Source organism: Saccharopolyspora sp. NPDC045839 (genome assembly GCF_056431645.1).
On the sequence record NZ_JBWKKH010000034.1, the window covers coordinates 22211 to 45404 of the forward strand.

Below are 23194 nucleotides of genomic sequence, written 5' to 3' on the forward strand. Positions count from 1 at the left end.
CGCATGGACAAGGTACAGGTTTCCCACCACGTTTCCCTGGACGCGTTGATCCAGGGCATCAAGAAGGTGCACACCGACGCCCTCGACCAGCTCTCCGATGCCGTCATAGCCGCCGATCACCTCGGGGAGGTCGCCGATCACCTGATCGGGCACTTCGTCGACCAGGCCCGGCGGTCCGGCGCTTCCTGGACCGAGATCGGCAAGAGCATGGGCGTCTCGAAGCAGGCCGCCCAGAAGCGATTCGTGCCGAAGGCCGACGCCGACCTCGACCCGAGCCAGGGATTCGCCCGGTACACCGACCGGGCGCGGAACGTCGTGGTGCTCTCGCAGACCGAGGCCCGCACCTCGGGCAGCGTCGAGATCCGGCCCGAACACCTGGTGCTGGGGCTGCTGGGCGAGCCGAACGGGCTCGGGGCGAAGGCGATCGTCGCCCAAGGCGTGCCGCTGGACGCCGTCCGGGAGTCCGCGGCCGAGGCGCTGCCGCCTGCCGCCGACGAATTGCCGGCGCTCATCCCGTTCGACGCCGCGGCGAAGAAGACGCTGGAGCTGACCTTCCGGGAGGCGCTGCGGCTGGGGCACAACTACGTCGGCACCGAGCACATCCTGCTGGCGCTGCTGGAGAACGAGGACGGCACCGGTGTGCTTTCCGGGCTGGGCGTCGAGAAAGCCGCCGCCGAAGCCAACATCACCGCTGCTCTCGACGCGATCGTGGCCGCCCGGGAGGAGTGAGCCACCTGGCGGCGGAGCCCGTTGGCCTGCGGGGATGCCAACGGGCTCCGTGCCCGCGCGCCCGCCGGTTTCGCCTCGCCCGCGGCCGGGCAAACCGCTGATGATGGCAGTCGGGTGCCGGTGAAGGGATCGATCATGGGTGGCGAGGAATCCGCGGTGGGTCGGGCTCGGTTGACCGAGGAGATCCGCACGTTGCGCGCGCGGCGGCAGCAGTTGGTCGACGAGCTGAGGCAGGGCGACGAATCCGGGGACCGGGGCGACGCCGCGCAGGAGTTGCAGGGCGGTGACGAGCTCGTCGGGATCGACGACCGCATCGCCGAACTGGAAGGAATACTCGCCGGCGGGCCATCCGACGTCCAGGGCTTGGCGGCCGGTAGCGAGGTGACCTTGCGGTTGCCCGACGGCGCGACGCAGGCCTACCGCGTCGTGGCGATCCCGGAGGAGATCCCCGACGGCGAGGAGGACACCACGTTCACCTCCGACAGCCCGCTGGGCCTGGCGGTGGCCGGGAGTCGCCCGGGGGAGAAGGTCAGCTTCCCGACGCCGGAAGGCAAGACGAGCGTCGAGGTCGTCAGCATCCGGCCGCCGGGCTGAGGGAATCCACAGTGGATGGAAGGGTGCCTCCCGCCGGGCGGGAGGCACCCTTCCGCCGCTCACGACGCGGCGACGACCTCGGCGGTTTCCAGCGACCTGAGCAGTTCGGCCTGGCGCCGGCGGTAGGTCTCGACGTTCGCCAGCTTGATCTCCTCGTAGCCGCGGACGGCGTCCGGCAGCTCGGCCAGCTCCAGGACCGCCGGGTGGTCCGGCGTCGCCAGGGCCTTGGTGATCGCCGTCCGGTACTCGCCGACCAGTTCCCGTTCGACGCGGCGGACCTCGGCGTAGCCGAACGGGTCCAGGCGGGTGCCGCGGACCTTCCGTGCCGCGCGCAGCACCCGCAGCACGTTGCCGAACCAGGGGCCGAGGCTGATCTTCCGCTTCATGCCGAGCGCGCGGAGCACCGGCGGGTGCAGGCGGAACGCGAACCGGGAGCCCGCGCCGAACTGGGCTTCGATGTCGGCCCGCAGCCGCTCGTCGAGCGAGAGGCGGGCGACCTCGTACTCGTCCTTGTAGGCCATCAGCTTGTAGAGGTTGCGGGCCACCGCCTCGGTCACCGCGTCCTCCCCGCGGCCGCGCACCTCCTCGACGAATTCCGCGTAGGCGCGCGCGTAGTTCTCGTCGTGGTAGTCGACGAGGTCGGGAATCCGGATGTCCAGCAGCCGCGCCAGTTCCGAGCCCGCCGCGGCCTTGACCAGCGCCCGCACCCGCCGCGCCGCCGCGCCGGGCTCGCGGGGCGCCGCCGGCGGCGGGGTGATCTCGGCCTGCAGCGCGTCCGGGTCCGCGATCGCCTGGCGGCCGCGGCGGAACGCCTGGATGTTGGCCGCCACCGCCGTCCCGTTGAGCTCGATCGCGCGCTCGATGCTCTCGGCCGACAGCTGCAGCGAACCCGCCTGGTAAGCCGCGCCGAGCTGCAGGATGTTGGCGAACTGGTCGTCGTCGAACAGCTGCTCGGCGAGGCCGCGCGCGTCCAGGTAGAACGCCCGCGCGGTGGCGTCGTCGAGGGTGGCGCGGATGCCGGACTGCACCGGGAACGAGACGGCGGTGTCCACGACCATCCGGCCGGTCGGGACCTCGGTGGTGGACACCACCGCCGTCGTCCGCTCGGCGTCGGCCGCCGCGAGGTGCACCGGGTCGGCCGCCACCAGCAGGTCGCAGCCCAGGTACAGGTCGCATTCGCCGGCGGCCAGCTTCGGCGCCTGCGCAACGGGTTCCGCGGTGATCTTGAGGTCGGAGACCACCGCGCCGCCCTTCTGCGCGAGGCCGATCTGGTCGAGCGTGCGGACCTGCCGGCCGTCGATCACCGCCGCCGTCGCGAGGATCTGCGTGACCGTGACGACGCCGGTGCCGCCGATGCCGGTGACGCGCACGGTGAAGTCGCCGGTCCCGCGCTCGGGCTCGGGCAGCTCGCCGGCGCTGACCTCGCTGATCTCGCGGCGCACCGTGCGGCCGCTGGGCACCACGGTCAGGAACGACGGGCAGTCGCCGGCCAGGCAGGAGTAGTCGACGTTGCACGAGGACTGGTGGATCTGCGTCTTGCGGCCGAACTCGGTCGACACCGGCTGCACCGAGAGGCAGTTGGACTTGGCGCCGCAATCCCCGCAGCCCTCGCACACCCGCTCGTTGATCAGCACCTTCTCCGGCGGCGTCGGCTGCTTGCCGCGGCGGCGCTTGCGGCGCTTCTCGGCCGCGCACTCCTGGTCGTGGACCAGCACCGTCACGCCGGGGACGGCGGCCAGTTCTTCTTGCGCCCGCAGCAGATCGTCGCGGTGCCGGACCTCGACGCCGCGGGGCAGCTTGCCGGTCAGCCGCTTCGGCGCGTCGCTGGTGACGATCACCTTGGCGACGCCCTCCAGCAGCAGGACCTCGGTCAGCCGCGCCAGCGGCAGAGCGCCGACGGCGTCCTGACCGCCGGTCATCGCCACGGCCGAGTTGTGCAGCAGCTTGTAGGTGATGTTGACCCCGGCGGCGACCGCCGCGCGCACGGCGAGGCTGCCGGAGTGCGTGAAGGTGCCGTCGCCGATGTTCTGCACGAAGTGCTCGGTGCCGACGAACGGGGCCATGCCGATCCACTGGGCGCCCTCGCCGCCCATCTGCGTGATGCCGACGACGTCGCCGACCTGGTCGGCGTCCATGAACAGCGCCATCGTGTGGCAGCCGATACCAGCGCCCACCACCGTCCCGTCCGGCACCTTCGTCGACGAGTTGTGCGGGCAGCCCGAGCAGAAGTACGGCGTGCGCGCCAGCAGCGGGACGGAGATGCGCTCGCGGCGGCGTCGCTGCCGCCAGGCGTTGACCGGCTCGATCTCGCCGTGCGCGGTCAGCCGGCCGGCCAGGCCCTTGGCGATGCGGTCCGGGTCGAGCTCGCCGAGCTCGGTGAACAGCGTGCCGCCGTCCGGCCCCTTCTTGCCGTGGACGGCCGGGGCGTCGGGCCGGCCGTAGAGGACCTCCTTGATGGCCGTTTCGAGGAACGAGCGCTTCTCCTCGACCACGACGATCTCGGTCAGGCCGGTCGCGAAGTCCCGGATGAGCTGCGGGTCGAGCGGGTAGATCGCGCCGAGTTTGAGCAGCCGGATCCCGTAGGCGGCCAGCTCCGATTCGCCGAGGCCGAGCGCCCGCAGCGCCTGCCGGATGTCCAAATAGGACTTGCCGGCCGCCACGATGCCGATCCGGTCCGCCGGGCCCGAGCGCACCACCCGGTTGACGCCGCTGCGCCGGAGGTATTCCACCGCCAGCGGCAGGCGCCGGTTGTGCAGGCTGTGCTCCAGCCCGGCGAGCTCGGCGCCGAGCAGGCGCGCGCTGGGGCGGTGCGAGTACGGCTTGAGCTCTGCCGGGATCTCGGGCGCGGCCCAGTCCGGCGTCACGACCGCCGTGCCGGCCGCGTCCGCGACGTTGGCGACCACCTTGATCGACGTCCACAACCCGCTGGCCCGCGACAGCTCCACCGCGTGCAGCCCGAAGTCGAGCAGGTCCTGCGAGTCCGCCGGGAAGAACACCGGCATCGCCAGGTCCGCGAGCGCCGCCTCCGAGGCCGCCGGAACCGTCGAGGACTTCGCGTTCGGGTCGTCGCCGATCAGCGCGACCGCGCCGCCGCGCGGATTCGTGCCCGCGAGGTTGGCGTGGCGCAGCGCGTCGCTGGCCCGGTCCAGGCCCGGCGCCTTGCCGTACCAGACGCCGACGACGCCGTCCGGGCGCTGCGTGCCGAGCCCCTCGGTGAGCTGGCTGCCCATCACCGACGTCGCGGCGAGCTCCTCGTTCAGGCCCGGCTGGTGGACCACGTCGTGGTCGGCCAGCAGCTTCGCGCGGCGGGCCAGCTCCAGGTCGAACCCGGCCAGGGGTGAACCCTCGTAGCCGGAGACGAACGCCGCGGTGCGCAGGTCATGGCGGCGGTCGTGCCGGATCCGGTCGAACAACAACCGCACCAGGGCCTGCACCCCGGTCACGTAAACGGTCCCCGACTCCTGGAGGTAGCGGTCGTCCAGGGTGAAGGCGGCCATGTCGAACTCCCTCGGTCGGGCACGCGGATCGTGATCGTCGACACTTCAGCGGATGCGCGGTGTGGCGCACAACACCGAGACCCGAAACTGCGGGAAGCACGCAAACTTCAGTGGTGCAGACGCCGTCGGACGCCCGAATTTTGCGTAACATCGCGATCCGTGGCCGACCCGACGCTCGATGCGACAGATCACGAAATCCTGGCTCTGCTGCGCGAGGACGCGCGGCGGACGCTGTCGGACATCGCCGGCCGGGTGACGCTGTCGACGGCCGCCGTGAAGCGGCGGATCGACCGGTTGGAGGAGGCCGGCGTGATCCGCGGGTACACCGTGCAGGTGGATCACGCGAAGCTCGGCTGGGCCGTCGAGGCGTTCATCGAGCTGCGGTTCCTGGGCACCAGCGGCGTGGACGAGATCATCCAGACGACGACCCGGATGCCCGAGGCGCAGGCGGTGTTCACGATCGCGGGCGACCCGGATGCGCTGGTGTGGCTGCGGGTCCGGGACATGGCGCACCTGCAGCGCACCATCGACGAGATCCGCCGGAGCCACCGGGTCACCAGCACCAAGACCCTGATCGCGCTGGACTCCTGGCAACGCGGCCGTCGCTGAGGGCACCTGTTTTTGCAGGTCAGTGCCCGTGCCTACTTTTGGTCGCCATAGCGACACAAAGTACTCACGGCCCGGGTGACCAGGTGGAACGTTGCGCCTGGCTCGCCGATTTCTGCCGGAATCCGGGTTCGGCGAGACAAACGGGCGCGGACCGCACATCCTGATCACATGGTCGGGGATCTTGAGCTGGCCGCCGTGCCGGCGTTGCTGCCCACCGGTCCGCCGGGCGTCGAGATCCGGCTGGACGGGCTCGTCGTCGGCGACCTGGAGCTGCGGGTCTGCCACGGCTGCCGGGTCGCGGTCGTGGAGTACATCCGCATCGACCGGCGCTGCCGGCGGCGGGGCCTGGCGACGCTCGCGATCGACCTCCTGCGGCGCACCTGGCCGGACTACCGGTGGAGCACGGCGCCGATCGAACGCAGCACCGAGGCGCTGGGCTTCTGGCACTCCCTCGACTGGCCCGGCCCGCTCGGCGAACCCGACGAGTGCCCCCACCTGCTCGCCTGAGCCGTCAGCCGGCCACCGCCGGCGGCCGGGTCAGGTCGTGGTGGGTGGCCCCGTGCGCGTCCTCGCCGATGGTGCGCTCGGCGAGGCTCCAGCGGAGTTCGTCGCGGTGGCGGCGTCCGGCCTGGCGGAGCAGCTGGTCCAGGCGCCGCTGCGCGTCGTCGAAACCGGTGTGCAGCGAGATGTGCCGCCGTTGCCCGTCGAACAGCGGAATCCGCGTTCCCTCGCCGTCCACCACGAGCACCCACACCGCTGCCGCGGCCCGGTCGGCGTGCATCCGGGCGCGGATCTCGGTGGTGCTGCCGGGCGCGGCGCCGAGGTGCTCGACGACGTCCGTCACCGAGGCCGCCAGGCCGAGGCGGCAGAGGTGCCGCGCCACCTGGAAGTCCGAGGCGCGCAGCCCTTCCGCGAGCGCCGGCAGGAACGTTCGCCGCCGCCAGCCCGCGATGAGCTCGCGCTCGTCGGTGGCGGCCCAGTACCGCCGTTCCTCGGCGGCGTAGTTCCGCAGCGCGACGGCGCGCCAGTCGTAGCCGGGCTCTTCGGCGAGCCTCGCGCGCAGCCAGTCCTCCCTGGCCCGCGCGCCCCGCACGGCATCGCCGGGGATCAGGTACCTGAGCCGGCCTTCGACGGCGCGCACGCTGCGCTGCAACTCCGCGGCGATGTCGGCCAGGTCGTCGCCCTGCCGCAACGCTTCGATCAACTGGGCGTAGTCGCTGTCGAACCAGTACTCGTGCTCGCGACCACCCGCCTGCGGTAATTCGCTCATGTTTTCGAATCTAGCCAGCGCGGGCCGCGTCGAGTAAGGCCCAACCGTGCGATGCGATGCCGCTGATCAGGCGGTTCTGCGCTGCGCCCGCGGGGAGCGGAAGCGGACCAGGAAGCCGGTCGGCACCCAGGCCCAGCCTCCCGGCGGGACCCGGGACCGTCACATGACGGTGCCGATGTGCCAGGGGACGAACTCCTCCTCGCCGTAGCCGAGGTCTTCGCTCTTGGTGTGCTCGCCGGAGGCGACGCGCAGCACGTGGTCGAAGATCTGCTCGCCGAGCTCCTCGACGGTGGTCTCGCCGTCGATGATGCTGCCCGCGTTGATGTCCATGTCCTCGCTCATGTGCTCGTAGAGCGGGGTGTTGGTGGCGAGCTTGAGGCTCGGGACGGGGGAGCAGCCGAACGCCGATCCGCGACCGGTGGTGAAGCAGACGACGTTGGCGCCGCCCGCCACGATCCCGGTCACCGACACCGGGTCGTAGCCGGGCGTGTCCATGAACACGAAGCCCTTGCTGGTGACCGGGGCGGCGTAGTCGACGACGTCGCGCAGCGTCGTGGTGCCGCCCTTCGCGACGGCGCCCAGCGACTTCTCCAGGATCGTCGTCAGGCCGCCCGCCTTGTTGCCGGGGGAGGGGTTGTTGTCCATCGAACCGCCGTTCTTGGCGGTGTAGTCCTGCCACCAGGCGATCTTGTCCAGGAGCTTCTCGCCGACCTCGCGGCTGGCGGCGCGGCGGGCGAGCATGTGCTCGGTGCCGTAGATCTCGGGTGTTTCACCGACGATGCCGGTGCCGCCGTGCGCCACGAGCCGGTCGACCGCCGCGCCGAGCGCGGGATTGGCCGTGATGCCGGAGTAGGAGTCCGAGCCGCCGCAGTTGGTGCCGAGGACGAGCTCGCTGGCCGGGACCGCGGTGCGCTCGACCTTGTCGACCTCGGGCAGCAGCTCGGTGAGCCGGCCGACGCCCGCTCGGACGGTCTTGGTGGTGCCGCCGAGCTCCTGGATGGTGGCGGTGACGACCGGCAGGCCGCTGCGCAGCTCGACGTCCTCGGTGAGCTTGACGATCTGGTTGTCCTCGCAGCCGAGGCCGAGGACGAGGAAGCCGGCGAAGTTCGGGTGCGTGAGGTAGCCGCGCATGACGCGGCGCAGCACGTCGATGCCCTCGCCGTCGGGGGCCATGCCGCAGCCGGTGCCGTGGGTGAGCGCGACGACGCCGTCGACGTTCGGGAAGTCGTCCAGCACGCCGGAGAACCGCATCTGCTGGGCGATGAGCTTCGCCGCGGTCGCCGAGCAGTTGACGCTGGTGAGCACGCCGAGGTAGTTGCGGGTGCCGACCTTGCCGTCGGAGCGGACGTAGCCCTGGAACGTGGCGCGCTGGTCCGCGGGCAGGAGCTGTTCGGGCTGGGCGTCGACGGCGAACTCGTAGGCCCGCTCGAACTCGCGGTATTCGAGGTTGTGCAGGTGGATGTGCTCCCCGGCGGCGATGTCCCGGCCTGCGAAGCCGATCACCTGGCCGTACCGGCGCACCGCGCTGCCCGCCGCGATGTCGTGCACCGCCACCTTGTGCCCGCGCGGCACGTCCGCGCGCAGCACGACCGCGCCGCCGCCGACCCTGGTTTCGGCGCCCGCGCCCAGGTCGGCGCCGGCGATGGCGACGTCGTCCTCGTCGCGCAGGTGGATGAGGGTCGGAATGTTCGGCATGCCCGCTCCATGTCTGGTATTTCGAACACCGGTTGATATACCGTATTTGCGGCTCACGTTCGGTGTCAACGGCACGGGATCCGCGCCCGTACCATCGGAAATCCCGGATCTGCGCCTTGACCTCCATTGCGGTCGACTTGCCAGGCTGTGGGCATGAGCGAGAACGAGCACGACGAATGGCAGATCGGGACCGTCGACGTCGACGCCTACCTGGACCGGCTCGGGCACCCGCGGGTGGAGCCGTCGGCGGCGGCGCTGTGGTCGCTGCACGCGGCGCACGTGCGCGCCATCCCGTTCGAGAACATCGACGTGATCCTCGGGCAGCATCCCGGGGTCGCGTTGCCCGCCATCAACGACAAGCTCGTCCGGCGCGGCCGCGGCGGCTACTGCTACGAGCACGCGCTGCTGTTCGCGGCGGTGCTGGGGAACCTGGGGTTCGACGTGGAGCGCCGGATGGCGCGGACCCGGCCGCGGCAGTTCGGCTTCCGGACCCACGCGATGCTCCGGGTTCGCGTCGACGGCGCCGACCACCTGGCCGACGTGGGCTTCGGCGCGAACCTGTTCACGCCGATGCCGTTCGAGGACGGGGCGTTGGTCGACCAGGCCGGCTGGAAGCACCGCCTGGTCCGCGAGGGTGCACTGTGGACGCTGGAGGCCGAGACCGCGGAAGGCTGGGAAGCGCTGCACTCCTCCGACGAGATGCCGCAGCACTTCAGCGACTACGAGGTGGCGCACCACTTCATCTCGACGCATCCCCGGTCGCCGTTCGGCCGCAAGCTGGTCGTCATGCGGCTGGATCAGGGGATCAGCCGCCGCCTGGTCGGAGACGAGCTCACGGTGGAGCGCCCCGGCGGCGACGCGGAGGTCACCAAGATCTCCGTCGACCAGCTGGAACCCGTCCTGCGCGACCTCGACGTGCGGCTGAGCGACGCCGAGTTCGACGCGCTCCGGGCGCGGCACGGATCCACTGCGGACAACGAGATTTGACTTCGAGTAATGTCGAAGTTTCAGGATGGTCCCGCAAGGCAGTCATCCTGAAGGGAAAGCGAAAATGTCCGAAGACCTGTTGCGACTGGGCATCATCGTCGGCAGCACCAGGGAGGGGCGCTTCGCCGGGACGGTGGCCGGTTGGTTCGCCGGCCTGGCGAAGCAGCGCCCGGAACTGGACGTCGACGTCATCGACCTGGCCGAGCTCGAACTCCCCGCGGTGCACCCGGCCGGCCTCACCCCGCAGCTGACGGCGTACACCGGCCGGCTGGCCGCCGCGGACGCGTTCGTCGTGATCACCCCCGAGTACAACCACGGCTACCCGGCATCGCTGAAGTACGCCATCGACACCGCCAACGCCGAGTGGCAGACCAAGCCGGTCGGATTCGTCTCCTACGGCGGGATTTCCGGTGGCCTGCGGGCGGTCGAGCAGCTCCGCCAGGTCTTCGCCGAGCTGCACGCGGTGACCGTCCGCGAAACCGTGAGCTTCCACGGCGTCTACGACCGCTTCGACGATTCCGGCAACCCCAAGGACGAGATGGGTCCGGCCGGCGCGGCGAAGCTGATGCTGGACCAGGTCGTCTGGTGGGCGCGCGCGGCGAAGGAAGCCCGGGATCGGCGTCCGTACCGCTGATCGGCCCCTTGTCGTGGCTGCCGGGGCGCGCGAAGCTACCCGGCAGCGGACGACTGCCGTCGTGGAGGGGCGATGTGGTGGTTGCGCGTCTTCGGAACCCTGTTCACCGTCCTGGCCGTCGTGCTCGGCGGGTTGGCACTGCAACCCGCCGGAACGCTGACGGTGCCGATCGCCGAGCCGGCCCCGCCGCCACCGCCCGAGCCCCCACCGCCGCCTCCGCCTGCCGGGCCACCGGTGCTCGCGGTCAAGGTGGACAACTCGCCGCCGGCCCGCCCGCCGACCGGGATCGGCGGGGCCGACGTGATCTTCGTCGAACCGGTCGAGGCGGGAATCAGCAGGCTGATAGCGGTTTTCGCGTCCAGCCTGCCGCCGGTGGTGGGCCCGGTGCGCAGCGCCCGGCAGACCGACCTGCGCCTGCTGCCCCAGTTCGGGCATCCGACGCTGGCGTTCTCCGGTGCGGCACCGGAACTCCTGCCGGAGATCGGGCGGGCACCGGTGAACGACGCCTCGCAGGCGAGCGTTCCCGGTGCGTTCTTCCGGGGACCGGGCCAGGCGCCGCACAACCTCTTCGTGCGCCCGGCCCGGCTTCCGGCGGGCGCGGGTTGGTCGCCGAACGCCCGGCTGCTGTTCGGCGCGGCCCCTCCCGGCGGCGTGCCCGCCGACCGGGAGGAGGTCGCCTACCGGGCCGCGCGCGTGAGTTTCACCTGGGCGCCGGGTGATCGGCGATGGCTGGTGTCGATGGACGGCCGCCCGTACTCGGCCGCCGACAGCGGCCGGCTCGGCGCGAGCACGGTGGTGCTCCAGGAAGTCCCCGTGTCCGCCTCGCCGTTCCGCGACGTGGTGGGGAACGTGTCGCCGTTCGCGGAAACCGTCGGGGAGGGGCGCGCGCTGGTGCTCCGCGACGGCCTGTCGTTCGAGGCCCGCTGGTCCCGGCCGATCCCCGAGGCGGGCACCGCCTACACCACACCGGCGGGCGAGCCGATCCCGTTCGCACCCGGCCAGGTCTGGATCGTCCTGGTCCCCGTCCAGGCGAGCGATTCCTGACTGATCAGCAGGCGTTGGTGAGAGCGGACGGCTTTGACAAAAAAATTTGTCAATGAGACGGTGTTGCCATGCACGATGTGGCGGTGATCGACGATCCGGGGGCGGCCGAGGTCTCGCTGGACCCGGTGCGCGCCCGGCTGCTCGCCGAACTGGCCGAACCCGGCTCGGCGACTACGCTCGCGCAGAAGGTCGGGCTGACCCGGCAGAAGGTCAACTACCACCTGCGCGAGCTGGAGCGGCATGGGTTGGTCGAGCTGGTCGAGGAGCGGCGCAAGGGCAACTTCACCGAGCGCGTGCTGCGGGCGACCGCGGTCTCGTACGTGATCTCGCCGAGCGTCCTGGCGGCGGTCGAGCCCGATCCCGCGCGGTCCCGCGACCGGCTGTCCGCGCACTGGCTGCTCGCGGTCGCCGCGCGGCTGGTGCGCGACGTGGGCGAGCTGATCGCAGGCGCGGCCAAGGCCCGCAAGCGGCTCGCGACGTTCGCCATCGACGGCGGGGTCCGGTTCGCCTCCGCGGCCGACCGCGCCGCGTTCGCCGAGGAGCTGTCCGGGGTGGTGACATCGCTGATCTCGAAGTACCACGACGAGTCCGCGGCCGATGGGCGGGCGCACCGGATCGTGGTCGCTGTGCATCCGGCGGTTCGACGAGAAGGGGAGAGTTGATCATGTTCGTTCCGGTCACCAGCATCCTGGTCGACGACCAGGACAAGGCCTTGGCGTTCTACACCGACGTGCTGGGCTTCGTGAAGAAGACCGACATCCCGGCCGGCGACGCCAAGTGGCTGACCGTCGTCTCGCCCGACGCGCCGGACGGCGTCGAGCTGCTGCTCGAGCCGGACGGCAACCCCGGGATCCAGATCGACGGCAAGCCGGCCGGGCAGGTGTACAAGAAGACGCTCTACGACGCGGGCATCCCGTTCACCATGCTCGGCAGCACGGATCTGGAGGAGGACTGCGCGCGGATGAAGGAACGCGGGGTCGAGTTCACCCAGGAACTGACGAAGACCGATTTCGGCGCGCAGGCGGTGTTCGACGACACCTGCGGCAACCTCATCATCCTCGTCCAGCAGGACTGATCGTGGTGGACGAGCACCGGCGGCTGGCGAAGGAGATCGAACTCGCCGCCACCCCGGAACAGGTCTGGCAGGCGATCTCCACCCCGGAGGGCATGTCGGTCTGGTTCGTGCCGCACGAGCACGCGGGCGAGGAGATCGAGGCGGACTTCGGCGGCGGCAACACCCAGGCCGGCCAGGTGCTGGAGCGGGAGCCGGGCAGGCGGGTCGTCTACGGGGCGCCCAGCGCGGACGGTGAACCGCCGATGACGCTCGAGTTCCTGGTCGAGGGCAGGGCGGGCGGCACCACCGTGCTCCGGGTCGTCCAAAGTGGATTCTTCGGCGGCGACGACTGGGAGGCCGAGTACGACGGCTTCGGCAAGGGCTGGGACTTGTTCCTGCACAACCTCGCCGAGTACTTCCGGCACTTCCCCGGGCTGCCGGTGGCCAACGTGGTCGCCACCGGGTTCACCGACCGGCCCGGAAAAGCGGTGTGGGCCGATCTGATCGCACGGCTCGGCGCGGATCCGGCGCTCGGCGAACGGGTGCGCCTCACCCCGGAAGGGCTCGAACCCATCGAGGGCGTGGTGGACCTGCGCGACGAGTCGCTGCTCGGCATCCGCACCGAGCACGGCCTCTACCGCTTCATGGCCGACGATCTGCACCACATGGTGAGCACGACCCAGTACTTCTACGGCGTCGCGGTGGACCGCGAGTCCCGCAGCGCCGCCTGGCAGTCCTGGCTCGACCGCATCACCGGTTCATGACGGTTTCCTTCGGCTGACCGGTCGGGAAGTTCTCGCCCGGGCCCTGGGCCTTCCGGGCCGTCGTGAGTGGTTTGGGGTGCTATGACGCTCCAAACCACTCACGAGCCCTTCGCGCGCGGAACGGATCAGGCGAATTCGAGCAGCGCGTGGACCGGCAGGTGGTCGGACGGGAAGTAGCCGTCGCGGCGGTAGGTGTTGATCGCGGCCTGCAGCACCCGGAAATGCCCGTTGTGCAGCAGCCAGTCGATCCGCTCCTTGCCCTCGACCGGTTCCTCGTAGGCGCCGAAGGTGCCCCACGCCGGGGTGAGCCGCTCGGCGGCCGTCGCCCAGCTGTCGGCCAGACCGCCGCCGGCCAGGACCTTGAAGGACTCCGACGTCTCGGCGGGCGTGTTGAAGTCGCCGGTGAGCACGACCGGCAGCGCGGCGTCGAAACCGGCGATCCGGTCGCGCACCAGCTGCGCGCTGCGGCGGCGCGATTCCTCCGACTGGTGGTCGAAGTGCGTGTTGACGTGGACGAACTCGCGGCCGGTCCGGCGGTCCAGGAAGCGCACCCAGGTGACCATCCGGACCACGTTGTTGCCCCAGCTCTTCGAGCCGATCACGTTCGGCGTGCCGGAGAGCCAGAAGTGGTCGTAGTCCAGCGGCTCGACCCGGCGGGTGTCGAAGTAGATCGACATGTACTCGCCGCGGCCGCCGCCTTCGCGGCCCAGCCCGATCCAGTCGTAGTGCCGCGGGAGGTCCGCCCGGACCTCCTTCACCTGGCTGTACAAGGCTTCCTGCACGCCGAGCAGGGTGGGCTGCTCGGTGTTGAGCAGCCGGGCGAGGATCGGGCGGCGGGTGGTCCAGGCGTCGGGGTTCGGCGGCGCGGCCTTGGTGTCGAGGCGGATGTTGAAGGTCATCACGTGCAGCCGATCGCCGCGCGCGGGCCCGATCAGCGCCTTGTCGCCCGGCCGCGCGACCGCCTGACCGCCGGTGCCGAGCGCACCGGCGACCGCCGCGACCCCGGCCATGCCGAGAACTCCCCGTCGGGTAACACCAGACACTGCTGCCTCCTTGATCGTCTGACGGAGATCCTCGCCGCCGGCGGGCCGGGAATGGTTGACCGGAAGGCGAACATTGCCGGAATTCCGCGGCAGGTTGCGGATGTGACCAGGTCGGCGATCGCCGCCCGCTGTCGGTGACCATGGCTAGGCTCGTGCCCATGAGCGATCGCCGCCTGCTGCTGGTTCACGCGCACCCCGATGACGAATCCACCGCCACCGGCGCCACGATGGCCCGGTACCTCGCGGAGGGCGCATCGGTTTCGCTGGTGACCTGCACCAGCGGGGAGCTCGGCGAGGTGATCGCCGACGATCTCGCGCACCTGCGCGGAGAACCCGATGCGCTGGGCGAGCACCGGCGCGGGGAGATCCGCGCGGCGCTGGCGGAGTACGGCGACGTCCGGCACCACTGGCTCGGCGGCCCGGGCCGCTGGCGGGACAGCGGCATGGCGGGCGAGGCGGGCAACGACGCGGACGGCTCCTTCGCCAAGGCCGATCCCGCGGACGTCACCCGCGCGATGGTCGAGATCCTGCGCGCGGAGCGGCCCCACGTGGTGATCACCTACGACGAGTTCGGCGGCTACGGCCACCCCGACCACATCGGCGCGCACCGCGCGGTGATGACCTCCATCGACCCGGCGGCCGACCCGGACCACGCGCCGGAGCTCGGCGAGCCGTGGCAGGTGTCGAAGGTGTACTGGACGACGCTGCCGCGTTCGATCCTCAAGCAGGTCGAGGAGGCCGGTGTCGAGGGCTTCGAGCCGTACACGGTGCCCGACGAGGAGCTCACGGCGATGGTCGACGGCCGGGACTTCCACGCGATCAAGACCGCTGCCCTGCGGCACTACCGCAGCCAGGTCAACCTGGACGACGGCGGGTTCTTCGCCCAGCTGGTGTCGCGCCCGGAGTTCGCGATGGAGCACTACCTGCTGGTCCGCGGCGAGCGAGGCCCCGGATCCGGCACCTACGACTGGGAATCCGACCTCTTCGCGGGCCTCGCCTGACGAGGAACCTCAGCACCGGCAATCCCGAAGGCGCCCGATTCCAGGCGGAACCAGGCGCCCTTCGGGAAGTCCGGTCCCGCTGTGCCGCGAACTCCCCAATTTCAGGCAAAATCGGAAGGTTCCCGATCCGGTGCGGTTACGGCTGGGTCTTCCAATTTTAGGCAAAATCGGGCGTTCCCGACCTGGCGAGGTTCGACGAGGTGCTTGGAAGTTCCCAATTTTAGGCAAAATCGGGCGTCACCGGGGCGTGCGGCGCTGCTGGTCCGGGATCGGGGCCGGGTGCGCGGGCCAGGGGCCGAGGTCCGGCAGCGGGCCGAGCGGCGAGCGCTCCGGCCTCCGGCCCGCGAGCCAGGCCGCGAGGTCGCGGGCCCGGCCGCTGATCTCGGGACGGCCGTCGGCGTCGCCGGTCGTCCACCGGCGCGGACCGTCGGTCTGCCGCAGGACGACGCCTTCCGGCAACCTCGGAATCAGGAAGTCGACCGCGTGGCAGGAGAATTCGTCGCTCCACTCCTGCGGGCCGATGCCCAGGTCGAGATCCACCAGGTGGATCCACACCTCCCGCCAGCGCATGTGCACGAGCCCGCCCAGGTCGCCGTTGCGGAACCGCACCGGGCGCGCCCAGTCGTCGGTGCTGGCCTGCGACCACACCGCTTCCAGCGCGGCGGAGTGCCGGGCGATGGCGGACCGGTGTTCGTCGGCGCTGCTCGCGGCGAGCCCCTCGATGATCGCGTCGCGTTCGGCCTGCCCGCCTTCGTAGGCGTCGACCAGCTCGCCGCGCAACGCGAGCTCGGAGACCCGCGCGAACGCTCGGGCGTTGTCGGTCAGGTGGGCCAGCACGTGGCCCCGGCTCCACCCGGGGAGCAGCGACGGCGCGGCGACTTGATCATCGGTCAGTGCGGCGAGCGCTTCGCGGAGTCGACGATGGCCCTGCGCGACAGCGTGCAACGGAGGCATCACGCGCCAGGATCCTAGACCCGTCCCGCCACTGGACGTCGTCAGTGCGAGTTGTAGGTCTTGTACGCCTCGACGAGCTGCGTCTCGGCCTCGTCGAAGTATTCGTCGAGCCGGTCGGCCGCCGCTTCCATCGAGCCGCCGGTGATCAGGTCCGCGATCGCCCGGTTGAGCGCGAGGTAGGGCTGGTGGAACTCCTGCGGGCGCGACATCACGTGGAACGCCAGGCGCAGCTCGGCCAGCAACTGCCGCATCGTCTCGTTCACGCGCGGGCTGGCGGCCATCGCCGCTAGCGCTTCGTGGAAGCGCATGTTCGCGGTGCCGACGTCGCTCCACCGCTCGTCCTCGGCCGCCCGCTCGCCATCGGTCACCGCCCGGTCCACGGCCGCCACCAGCTCGGCCGCCGCGGTGCCGGCCCGGCGCACTGCGCTGGTCTCCAGCAGCCTGCGGATCCGGTACAGGTCGATCACGTCGTCGGCGCTGAGCACCCGGACGAACACGCCGCGGTGGAACTCGTGCACCAGCAGTCGCTCGTGCACCAGCAGCCGGAACGCCTCGCGCAGCGTGTTGCGGGAGACCGCCAGCGCCTTGCCTGCGGTTTCCTCGGAAAGCCGGGTGCCCGGGGCGAGCGCGCCGTCGATGATGCGCTGCCGCAGCACGTCGGCGACCCGTTCGGCCGTGCTGGTGCGGTCCAGCAGCGATCGGTCGGCCGTGAGCAGTTCCGCCCACGGGTCCGCGGTGGTCAATCGAGCTCCCAACGACGTGCCCGGCAGTTGATCTGAGTGTAACGAGAAAGCTTCAAATGAGGTATTGCAGAATTGTTCAACAATTCACTATCTTGACCGGAACTGCCGCTCAGCGGCCCGAACGCGAGACCCCTGCCACCGGCGAACGGCCGGTGTTCTGAGTTGATCGGAGGTGCCATGGCTCAGACGACCACGGCCGACGGCAAGTCGTCGGCGGCGAAGCGCAGCACCCTGCTGGGTGCGGTCTTCCTGATGGCCACCAGCGCCATCGGCCCCGGCTTCATCACCCAGACGACGCAGTTCACCATCCAGCTCGGTGCGGCCTTCGCCTTCGCCATCCTGTTGTCGATCCTGGTCGACATCGCGGTGCAGCTGAACGTGTGGCGGGTCATCGGCGTGTCCGGCATGCGGGCGCAGGACCTGGGCAACCGCGTGGTGCCCGGCCTCGGCTACGTGATGGCCGCGCTGGTGGTCTTCGGCGGGCTGGTGTTCAACGTCGGCAACATCGCCGGCACCTCGCTCGGCCTCGACGCGCTGTTCGGGCTGGACGCGAAGATCGGCGGCACCGTCTCGGCCGTCATCGCCATCGGGATCTTCCTGAGCAAGAAGGCCGGGGTGGCGATGGACCGCATCGTCGTGGTCCTCGGCGTGGTCATGATCCTGATGACCGCGTTCGTCGCCTTCTCCTCCCACCCGCCCGTCGGCCAGGCCCTGGTCCAGGCGGTGTGGCCGTCGGAGGTCGACTTCCTGTCCATCACCACCCTGATCGGCGGCACCGTCGGCGGCTACATCACCTACGCGGGCGCGCACCGCCTGGTCGACGCCGGGGTGACCGGTCCGGAGCGGATCGTCGACGTCAGCCGCAGCTCCGTCGTCTCGCTGCTGGTGACCGGCGTGATGCGGCTGGTGTTGTTCCTGGCGGTGCTCGGTGTCGTGGCCGGCGGCGTCACGCTGGCCTCGTCGAACCCGACCGCGGAAGCCTTCCAGCACGCGGCCGGCGAGGTCGGCCTGCGGCTGTTCGGGATGATCCTCTGGGCCGCCAGCATCACCTCGGTCGTCGGCGCCGCCTACACCTCGGTGTCGTTCCTGGTGACCTTCTCGCCGAAGCTGGCCCGCGCCCGCAACTGGATGGTCGTCGCGTTCGTGGCGGTGTCGGCGGTGGCGTTCCTGCTGCTGGACCAGGCGCCGACGACGCTGCTGGTGCTGGCAGGCGCGCTCAACGGCCTGATCCTGCCGGTCGGTTTCGGCGTGCTGATGTTCGTGGCGGCCAAGCGGCGGGATCTGCTCGGCGGATACCGGTACCCGCGTTGGCTGCTGGTCGTGGGTGTGCTCGCCTGGTTGCTGACCTTGTACCTGGGATTCAACTCGCTCGGCGGCATCGCCGCGCTGTGGAAGTGAGGTGGGCATGGACCTCAACTCGGACCTCGCGGAGGGCTTCGGCCGCTGGGAGCTCAGCGACGACGGGGCGCTGCTGCGGATCGTCACCAGCGCGAACGTCGCCTGCGGCTACCACGCCGGGGACGCCACGGTGATCCGCCAGGCCGTCGAGCAGGCCGCGAAGCTGGGCGTCGTGGTCGGCGCCCAGGTCAGCTACCGGGACCTGGCTGGGTTCGGCCGCCGGTTCATCGACGTGCCGCCGGTGGAGCTGGCCAACGACGTGATCTACCAGATCGGCGCGCTGGCCGGGTTCGCCCGCGTCGCGGGCACCGAGGTCGGCTACGTCAAGCCGCACGGCGCGCTCTACAACGCGATCGTGCACCACGCCGACCAGGCGGCCGCCGTGGTCGACGCGGTGCGCGCCTACGACCCGTCGCTGGCGGTGCTCGGGCTGCCCGGCTCCGAGTGGCTGGCCCGGGCCGAGCGGGCCGGGCTGCAGGTGTTCCGCGAGGCCTTCGCCGACCGCGCCTACACGCCCGAGGGCACCCTGGTGTCGCGCCGCGAACCCGGCGCCGTGCTGCACGATCCGGACGTCATCGCGGACCGCTGCGTGCGGCTGGCCGCCGGCGAGCCGGTCAAGGCCATCGACGGCTCCGACATCAAGATCGATGCCGATTCGATCTGCGTGCACGGCGACAGCCCGGGCGCGGTGGCCATCGCCGAGGCGGTGCGGGACCGGCTGGTGGCCGGGGGAGTGGCGTTGGCGCCGTTCGTTGTGCGAGGTCTGTGATGCGGTTCCTGCGGTGCGCCGATTCGGGACTGCTCATCGAGCTGGCCGATCTCGAAGCCGTGCAGGCGCTGTTCGCCGTCCTCGCCGAGAACCCGCCGGAGGGCGTCACGGACCTGGTCCCGGCGGCCCGGACGCTGCTGCTGCACCTGGACCCGCAGCGCGCCGACATCGGCGCGGTCGAGGCGGCGGTGCGTGCGGCCGAGCCCCGCAACGGCTCGCGCGCCAGCGGTGAGCTGGTGGAGGTGCCGGTGGTCTACGACGGCGCCGACCTCGCGGAAGTCGCGTCGCTGACGGGCCTGACCGAGCGAGAGGTGGTGCGCCGGCACACGAGCGCGGAGTGGACGGTCGCCTTCGGCGGGTTCGCGCCCGGTTTCGGCTACCTCTCCGGTGGTCCGGCGGAGCTGGTGGTGCCGCGCCGAACCGAGTCGCGGACCAAGGTGCCGCCGGGCTCGGTCGGCCTCGCGGGCGCGTTCAGCGGCATCTACCCGCGCGAATCGCCCGGTGGCTGGCAGCTGATCGGGCGCACCGGCCTGGAGATCTGGCGGGTCGACCGGAATCCGCCCGCACTGCTGCGGCCCGGCGTGCGGGTGCGCTTCCTGGAGGTCGCATGAGCTGCCTGGAAATCCTGGCCACGGGCCCGCTCGCGACGATCCAGGACCTCGGGCGACCGGGCCTGGCCGGCATCGGCGTGGGCCGCTCGGGCGCGGCCGACGCCGGCTCCTTCCGGCTGGCCAACAGGCTGGTCGGCAACGACGAGGGCGCCGCGGCCATCGAGGTCACGTTCGGCGGGCTCGCGGTCCGTGCGACCCGCGACCTCACGGCCGCGGTGACCGGTGCGCCCTGTCCGATCACTGTGGACGGTCGCGTCGCCGCGGCGAACTCGGTGCTGCGTATCCCGGCCGGTGCCGAGCTGCGGATGGGCGTGCCCGGTTGCGGGCTCCGCAGCTACCTCGCGGTGCGCGGCGGCGTCGCCGTCCCGCCGGTGCTCGGCTCGCGCGCCACCGACGTCCTCGCCGGGCTCGGGCCGCAGCCGCTGACCGGCGGCGCGGTGCTGCCGGTCGGCCCGCCGCCCGACCGGTTCCCGCAGGTGGACGTCGCGCCGGTGGCGGTGTGCGCGGCCGACGAGATCGTGCTGAGCGTGGCGCCGGGACCGCGCCACGACTGGTTCGTCGACGACGCCCTGGCCACCCTGGTCAGCAAGCCGTACGAGGTCACCGCCGACAGCAACCGGATCGGCATGCGGCTGGACGGTCCGGCGCTGGACCGGAGCCGCACCGAGGAGCTGCCCAGCGAGGGCATGGTCGCCGGCGCGCTGCAGGTGCCGCCGTCGGCGCGGCCCACGCTGTTCCTCGCCGACCACCCGGTGACCGGCGGCTACCCGGTGATCGCCGTGGTCGCCGCCTCAGATCTCGACGCAGCCGCCCAGGCGCGTCCCGGGCAGCGGATCCGCTTCCGGTTGAAAAAGGGTTTCCGGACCGGTCTTTCGTAGCGGGACGCAACCCCGGATTGGCCTGCGGGAACGTGGCATCGGGGCTGCCCGCCAGGATTGCAAAGCGCCTTCGGCGCTTCACGAATGACGAACGGGCGGAGTTTCACTGCTCGAGTAGGGAGAATTCGATGACGCAGCCGCAGGCGATGTCGCCGGACCAGGCCCGCGCGGAGTTCCGAGCCGGCCTGCGCGTGCCCACCTCGGGTTACAGCGCGGGCTGGACGCAAGCGAACCTCATCTCGCTGCCCCGCGAGTACGCCTACGACTTCCTGCTGTTCGCGCAGCGGAATCCGCGCTCGTGCCCGGTCCTCGACGTGACCGAGCCGGGCGAGACCAGCATGTCGATCTTCGCCGGCGACCTGCGCACCGACCTGCCCGCGTACACCGTCTACCGGGACGGCGAGCGGGCGGAGGAGCGCGCCGAGGTCACCGACCTGTGGCGGGACGACCTGGTGTCGTTCCTGATCGGCTGCAGCTTCACCTTCGAGGCGGCGCTGCTGGAGGCCGAGGTCCCGGTGCGCCACATCGAGGCGGGCAGCAACGTCCCGATGTACCGGACGAACCGGGAATGCCGCCCGGCGGGCCGGTTGGCCGGGCCGCTGGTGGTGTCGATGCGGCCGGTGCCCGCGGAACTGGTGTCCACCGCGGTCCGCGTGACCTCCCGCTACCCGGCGGTGCACGGCGCCCCGGTGCACATCGGCGCGCCGGAAGCGTTGGGAATCAAGGACATCGACCGGCCCGACTTCGGCGACGCGGTGGAGATCCGGCCCGGCGAGATCCCGGTGTTCTGGGCCTGCGGGGTGACGCCGCAGGCGGCCGTGATGCGGTCCAGGCCGCCGTTCGCCATCGGCCACGCGCCCGGCTACATGGCGATCACCGACGCCCGGGACAGCCGCTTCCTCGTCCCGTGACCGCGGCCTCCCGGATCGGGTGAAGCCGCCGTTTTCGCGCGAAACCGGCGTTCCGTACGCGTGGCGGGCGCCGGTTTCGCGCGAAAACGCCATCATCCGGGACGACCCGTACGTGCGGACCCTTAGTCCGAAGAGCACGCCTCCTGCGCTGGAGGTTCGTGCATTCTGCGGTGTCCGCCCTCCTTTTCGGACTGTTGACTCCAAGCCGGAGTTCTCAGACGACACAAGGAGGTTCGGGTGGGGGCGCTTTCCGGCCGATTAGGCCGAGCGTTGGTCATCGCGACGAGTGCGCTGGTCACGGGCACAGTGGTGATGGCGGGATCACCGGCGATGGCACAACCTCCTGGTGCCGCACCGGTTGCCTGGCGCGAGTGCGAAAGCGACGCGCTGGACGGGGTGCCGGTCACCGAGCGGTACCTCTACCGCTGCGCGAGCTACCCGGTGCCGGTCGACCACGACGACCCGCGCAAGGGCACCGTCGAACTGGCGATGATGCGCCGCGCGGCTGCCGACCCGGACGCGAAGATCGGCTCGCTGTTCCTGAACCCGGGCGGGCCCGGCGGCGCCGGGTTCAACCGGCCGGTGACCGCGGTGAAGAAGTTCGAGCCGCAGGTGCTGAACCGCTTCGACATCATCGGTTTCGACCCGCGCGGGGTGGATCGCAGCACCCGGCTGCGCTGCTTCAAGTCCGGCGAGCAGGCCGAGAAGGTGCTGGGCCGGCTCTCGTCGGTGCCGGTCACGGACAAGCAGATCCGCACCACGATGGCCGCGTTCCGGGACTACGGCGAGGCCTGCGACGACAACGCGGGTGAGCTGCTGCACCACATGTCCACCAAGGACGTGGCGCGGGACCTCGACCTGATGCGCCAGGGCGTGGGCGACGAGCAGCTCAACTACGTCGGCTTCTCCTACGGCACGCTGCTGGGCGCGACCTACGTGAACATGTTCCCGGAGCGCAGCCGCGCGATCATCCTGGACGGCAACGTGGATCCGCAGCTGCGGACCGCCGACGGCGTCCAGTACGACCGGGAGCGGGCGCAGGGCTTCGAGCTGGCGCTGGACTCGTTCCTGAAGCTCTGCGGCGAAAAGGCGCAGCGGTGCGCGTTCGGCGAGGGCGATCCGCGGGCGAAGTTCGACGAGATCCGCGATCACCTGCGGCAGGAGCCGATCACCATGCCGGACGGCTCGGAGATCACGCTCGACCAGTTCACCGACGGCGTCAGCAGCGCGCTGTACGTCCCGGACCAGTTCCGGCAGCTCGCCACCGACCTCCAGTCGCTGCACCGGCAGCTGCACCCGAAGCCGGGGCTGGTCCCGGAGCTGCTCGGCCTGCTGAGCAAGCCGACCTCGATCGGTCGCCTGGACGCTCCCGCCGACGCCGCGGAGAGCAGCTACGTGGACGACACCTACTACGGGGTGAACTGCGCGGACAAGCCGATTCCCAAGAAGCCCGAGCAGGTTCCGGGCATCGCCGCGCAGTGGGAGGCGGAATCGCCGGCCTTCGGCCGGTCGCAGGCGTTCAGCGACCTGGCCGCGTGCTCGAACTGGCCGGAGAGCGACCCGGACGTGCACCGCGGGCCGTGGCAGCACCAGGCGGCGAACCCGGTGCTGCTGTTCGGGAACTTCTACGATCCGGCCACCCAGTACGAGTTCTCCCGCCGCATGGAGCAGGAACTGGGCAACGCGCGCCTGGTGAGCGTCGACTCGTTCGGTCACTGCATCCTGGGGAACAGCTCGTGCACCGACCGGATCGCGGCGGACTTCCTGACGGACCTGAAGGTCCCGGAGCCGGGCCAGGTCTGCCAACCGGACAAGCCACCGTTCGCCTGATGCGGTTCGTGTCCTCACGGCGCGAGCCGGGAACACGCGAAAAGACCCCCGTCCTCAAGGAGAGAAGGGCGGGGGTCTTCTTCGTTTGGTGGCCGATGCGCCGGTCGCCTCTGCGGCGATTGGCGCGACGCGGCTCCAGCCGAACGGTATTCCGCGAAGGCGGTCATTGAGGCCCGGGG

At 71.1% G+C, this 23194-nt stretch carries 23 protein-coding genes; 17 read left to right on the forward strand and 6 right to left on the reverse strand.

Annotated elements, in window-relative coordinates:
* Positions 1–3: 3 nt before the first annotated feature.
* The gene (locus AC07EQ_RS34270) at positions 4–729 is read left to right on the forward strand and encodes a Clp protease N-terminal domain-containing protein (RefSeq protein WP_478391973.1); all 726 of its coding nucleotides are present in this window, start codon (positions 4–6) and stop codon (positions 727–729) included.
* A 135-nt stretch (positions 730–864) separates the two neighbouring features.
* The gene (locus tag AC07EQ_RS34275) at positions 865–1323 is read left to right on the forward strand and encodes a GreA/GreB family elongation factor (RefSeq protein ID WP_478391974.1); all 459 of its coding nucleotides are present in this window, start codon (positions 865–867) and stop codon (positions 1321–1323) included.
* 59 nt (positions 1324–1382) lie between these two features.
* Here AC07EQ_RS34275 and AC07EQ_RS34280 read toward each other — a convergent pair whose 3' ends face one another.
* Positions 1383–4820 carry an indolepyruvate ferredoxin oxidoreductase family protein gene (locus AC07EQ_RS34280; protein ID WP_478391975.1) on the reverse strand — a complete coding sequence of 1146 codons (3438 nt, stop codon included), beginning with the start codon at positions 4818–4820 and terminating at the stop codon, positions 1383–1385.
* Positions 4821–4979: 159 nt separating this feature from the next.
* On the opposite strand from AC07EQ_RS34280, the gene AC07EQ_RS34285 reads away from it, so the two are divergent.
* Together AC07EQ_RS34285 and AC07EQ_RS34290 are read left to right on the forward strand one after the other, a co-directional pair.
* Positions 4980–5429 carry an Lrp/AsnC family transcriptional regulator gene (locus AC07EQ_RS34285; protein ID WP_358581579.1) on the forward strand — a complete coding sequence of 150 codons (450 nt, stop codon included), beginning with the start codon at positions 4980–4982 and terminating at the stop codon, positions 5427–5429.
* 168 nt (positions 5430–5597) lie between these two features.
* Positions 5598–5936, forward strand: coding sequence for a hypothetical protein (locus AC07EQ_RS34290; protein WP_478391976.1), 339 nt, complete (start codon positions 5598–5600; stop codon positions 5934–5936).
* A gap of 4 nt (positions 5937–5940) precedes the next feature.
* Here the strand turns inward: AC07EQ_RS34290 and AC07EQ_RS34295 are convergent, their stop codons facing one another.
* Together AC07EQ_RS34295 and AC07EQ_RS34300 are read right to left on the reverse strand one after the other, a co-directional pair.
* Entirely contained in the window at positions 5941–6699 is a 759-nt protein-coding gene (locus tag AC07EQ_RS34295; RefSeq protein WP_478391977.1) for a hypothetical protein, read from the reverse strand.
* 159 nt (positions 6700–6858) lie between these two features.
* On the reverse strand, positions 6859–8394 hold the full coding sequence (locus tag AC07EQ_RS34300; protein WP_397526331.1) for a UxaA family hydrolase: 1536 nt from the start codon (positions 8392–8394) through the stop codon (positions 6859–6861).
* A 153-nt stretch (positions 8395–8547) separates the two neighbouring features.
* Here AC07EQ_RS34300 and AC07EQ_RS34305 point away from each other — a divergent pair, with 153 nt between their 5' ends.
* From AC07EQ_RS34305 to AC07EQ_RS34330, 6 genes are all read left to right on the forward strand, one after another.
* Positions 8548–9381, forward strand: coding sequence for an arylamine N-acetyltransferase family protein (locus tag AC07EQ_RS34305; RefSeq protein WP_478391978.1), 834 nt, complete (start codon positions 8548–8550; stop codon positions 9379–9381).
* Between the two features lie 64 nt (positions 9382–9445).
* Positions 9446–10015, forward strand: coding sequence for an NADPH-dependent FMN reductase (locus AC07EQ_RS34310; RefSeq protein ID WP_478391979.1), 570 nt, complete (start codon positions 9446–9448; stop codon positions 10013–10015).
* 72 nt (positions 10016–10087) lie between these two features.
* Positions 10088–11059: a DUF3048 domain-containing protein gene (locus AC07EQ_RS34315; RefSeq protein WP_478391980.1), complete on the forward strand. Its 972-nt coding sequence runs from the start codon at positions 10088–10090 to the stop codon at positions 11057–11059.
* A gap of 68 nt (positions 11060–11127) precedes the next feature.
* Entirely contained in the window at positions 11128–11721 is a 594-nt protein-coding gene (locus AC07EQ_RS34320; RefSeq protein ID WP_478391981.1) for an ArsR/SmtB family transcription factor, read from the forward strand.
* 2 nt (positions 11722–11723) lie between these two features.
* A complete protein-coding gene (locus AC07EQ_RS34325; protein WP_478391982.1) occupies positions 11724–12134 on the forward strand; it encodes a VOC family protein in 411 nt (136 codons plus the stop codon).
* A 2-nt stretch (positions 12135–12136) separates the two neighbouring features.
* Positions 12137–12877, forward strand: coding sequence for an SRPBCC family protein (locus AC07EQ_RS34330; RefSeq protein WP_478391983.1), 741 nt, complete (start codon positions 12137–12139; stop codon positions 12875–12877).
* Positions 12878–13002: 125 nt separating this feature from the next.
* Here the strand turns inward: AC07EQ_RS34330 and AC07EQ_RS34335 are convergent, their stop codons facing one another.
* Entirely contained in the window at positions 13003–13920 is a 918-nt protein-coding gene (locus AC07EQ_RS34335; protein ID WP_478391984.1) for an endonuclease/exonuclease/phosphatase family protein, read from the reverse strand.
* Between the two features lie 176 nt (positions 13921–14096).
* Between AC07EQ_RS34335 and mshB the strand changes: the two genes are divergently transcribed.
* A complete protein-coding gene (gene mshB / locus AC07EQ_RS34340) occupies positions 14097–14921 on the forward strand; it encodes an N-acetyl-1-D-myo-inositol-2-amino-2-deoxy-alpha-D-glucopyranoside deacetylase (protein ID WP_478392044.1) in 825 nt (274 codons plus the stop codon).
* Positions 14922–15158: 237 nt separating this feature from the next.
* On the opposite strand, the gene AC07EQ_RS34345 is transcribed toward mshB, so the two are convergent.
* Together AC07EQ_RS34345 and AC07EQ_RS34350 are read right to left on the reverse strand one after the other, a co-directional pair.
* Entirely contained in the window at positions 15159–15875 is a 717-nt protein-coding gene (locus tag AC07EQ_RS34345) for a maleylpyruvate isomerase family mycothiol-dependent enzyme (RefSeq protein WP_478392045.1), read from the reverse strand.
* Between the two features lie 41 nt (positions 15876–15916).
* Positions 15917–16618 (reverse strand): GntR family transcriptional regulator, encoded by a 702-nt coding sequence (locus AC07EQ_RS34350; protein WP_478391985.1) that lies wholly within the window; start codon positions 16616–16618, stop codon positions 15917–15919.
* A gap of 177 nt (positions 16619–16795) precedes the next feature.
* Here AC07EQ_RS34350 and AC07EQ_RS34355 point away from each other — a divergent pair, with 177 nt between their 5' ends.
* The 6 genes from AC07EQ_RS34355 to AC07EQ_RS34380 all read left to right on the forward strand — a co-directional run bounded on the left by AC07EQ_RS34355 (position 16796) and on the right by AC07EQ_RS34380 (position 23015).
* Positions 16796–18016 carry an NRAMP family divalent metal transporter gene (locus AC07EQ_RS34355; protein ID WP_478391986.1) on the forward strand — a complete coding sequence of 407 codons (1221 nt, stop codon included), beginning with the start codon at positions 16796–16798 and terminating at the stop codon, positions 18014–18016.
* 7 nt (positions 18017–18023) lie between these two features.
* The gene (locus AC07EQ_RS34360; RefSeq protein ID WP_478391987.1) at positions 18024–18785 is read left to right on the forward strand and encodes a LamB/YcsF family protein; all 762 of its coding nucleotides are present in this window, start codon (positions 18024–18026) and stop codon (positions 18783–18785) included.
* Complete coding sequence (gene pxpB / locus AC07EQ_RS34365; protein WP_478391988.1) at positions 18785–19396, forward strand: 5-oxoprolinase subunit PxpB; 612 nt, start codon at positions 18785–18787, stop codon at positions 19394–19396. The genes AC07EQ_RS34360 and pxpB overlap by 1 nt, the downstream gene beginning before the upstream one ends.
* Positions 19393–20274 (forward strand): 5-oxoprolinase subunit C family protein, encoded by an 882-nt coding sequence (locus tag AC07EQ_RS34370; protein WP_478391989.1) that lies wholly within the window; start codon positions 19393–19395, stop codon positions 20272–20274. The genes pxpB and AC07EQ_RS34370 overlap by 4 nt, the downstream gene beginning before the upstream one ends.
* Before the next feature lie 128 nt (positions 20275–20402).
* Complete coding sequence (locus AC07EQ_RS34375) at positions 20403–21185, forward strand: putative hydro-lyase (RefSeq protein WP_478391990.1); 783 nt, start codon at positions 20403–20405, stop codon at positions 21183–21185.
* 330 nt (positions 21186–21515) lie between these two features.
* Positions 21516–23015, forward strand: a complete 1500-nt coding sequence (locus tag AC07EQ_RS34380) for an alpha/beta hydrolase (RefSeq protein ID WP_478391991.1) — start codon at positions 21516–21518, stop codon at positions 23013–23015.
* Positions 23016–23194: the final 179 nt, after the last annotated feature.

What these genes read in the sequence shown, in the direction of transcription:
- AC07EQ_RS34270 (WP_478391973.1), top strand. Translation starts at nt 4, where the DNA reads ATGGACAAGGTACAGGTTTCCCACCACGTTTCCCTGGACGCGTTGATC.
- AC07EQ_RS34275 (WP_478391974.1), top strand. Translation starts at nt 865, where the DNA reads ATGGGTGGCGAGGAATCCGCGGTGGGTCGGGCTCGGTTGACCGAGGAG.
- AC07EQ_RS34280 (WP_478391975.1), bottom strand. Translation starts at nt 4,820, where the DNA reads ATGGCCGCCTTCACCCTGGACGACCGCTACCTCCAGGAGTCGGGGACC.
- AC07EQ_RS34290 (WP_478391976.1), top strand. Translation starts at nt 5,598, where the DNA reads ATGGTCGGGGATCTTGAGCTGGCCGCCGTGCCGGCGTTGCTGCCCACC.
- AC07EQ_RS34295 (WP_478391977.1), bottom strand. Translation starts at nt 6,699, where the DNA reads ATGAGCGAATTACCGCAGGCGGGTGGTCGCGAGCACGAGTACTGGTTC.
- AC07EQ_RS34300 (WP_397526331.1), bottom strand. Translation starts at nt 8,394, where the DNA reads ATGCCGAACATTCCGACCCTCATCCACCTGCGCGACGAGGACGACGTC.
- AC07EQ_RS34305 (WP_478391978.1), top strand. Translation starts at nt 8,548, where the DNA reads ATGAGCGAGAACGAGCACGACGAATGGCAGATCGGGACCGTCGACGTC.
- AC07EQ_RS34310 (WP_478391979.1), top strand. Translation starts at nt 9,446, where the DNA reads ATGTCCGAAGACCTGTTGCGACTGGGCATCATCGTCGGCAGCACCAGG.
- AC07EQ_RS34315 (WP_478391980.1), top strand. Translation starts at nt 10,088, where the DNA reads ATGTGGTGGTTGCGCGTCTTCGGAACCCTGTTCACCGTCCTGGCCGTC.
- AC07EQ_RS34320 (WP_478391981.1), top strand. Translation starts at nt 11,128, where the DNA reads ATGCACGATGTGGCGGTGATCGACGATCCGGGGGCGGCCGAGGTCTCG.
- AC07EQ_RS34325 (WP_478391982.1), top strand. Translation starts at nt 11,724, where the DNA reads ATGTTCGTTCCGGTCACCAGCATCCTGGTCGACGACCAGGACAAGGCC.
- AC07EQ_RS34345 (WP_478392045.1), bottom strand. Translation starts at nt 15,875, where the DNA reads ATGCCTCCGTTGCACGCTGTCGCGCAGGGCCATCGTCGACTCCGCGAA.
- AC07EQ_RS34355 (WP_478391986.1), top strand. Translation starts at nt 16,796, where the DNA reads ATGGCTCAGACGACCACGGCCGACGGCAAGTCGTCGGCGGCGAAGCGC.
- AC07EQ_RS34360 (WP_478391987.1), top strand. Translation starts at nt 18,024, where the DNA reads ATGGACCTCAACTCGGACCTCGCGGAGGGCTTCGGCCGCTGGGAGCTC.
- pxpB (WP_478391988.1), top strand. Translation starts at nt 18,785, where the DNA reads ATGCGGTTCCTGCGGTGCGCCGATTCGGGACTGCTCATCGAGCTGGCC.
- AC07EQ_RS34370 (WP_478391989.1), top strand. Translation starts at nt 19,393, where the DNA reads ATGAGCTGCCTGGAAATCCTGGCCACGGGCCCGCTCGCGACGATCCAG.
- AC07EQ_RS34375 (WP_478391990.1), top strand. Translation starts at nt 20,403, where the DNA reads ATGACGCAGCCGCAGGCGATGTCGCCGGACCAGGCCCGCGCGGAGTTC.
- AC07EQ_RS34380 (WP_478391991.1), top strand. Translation starts at nt 21,516, where the DNA reads ATGGCACAACCTCCTGGTGCCGCACCGGTTGCCTGGCGCGAGTGCGAA.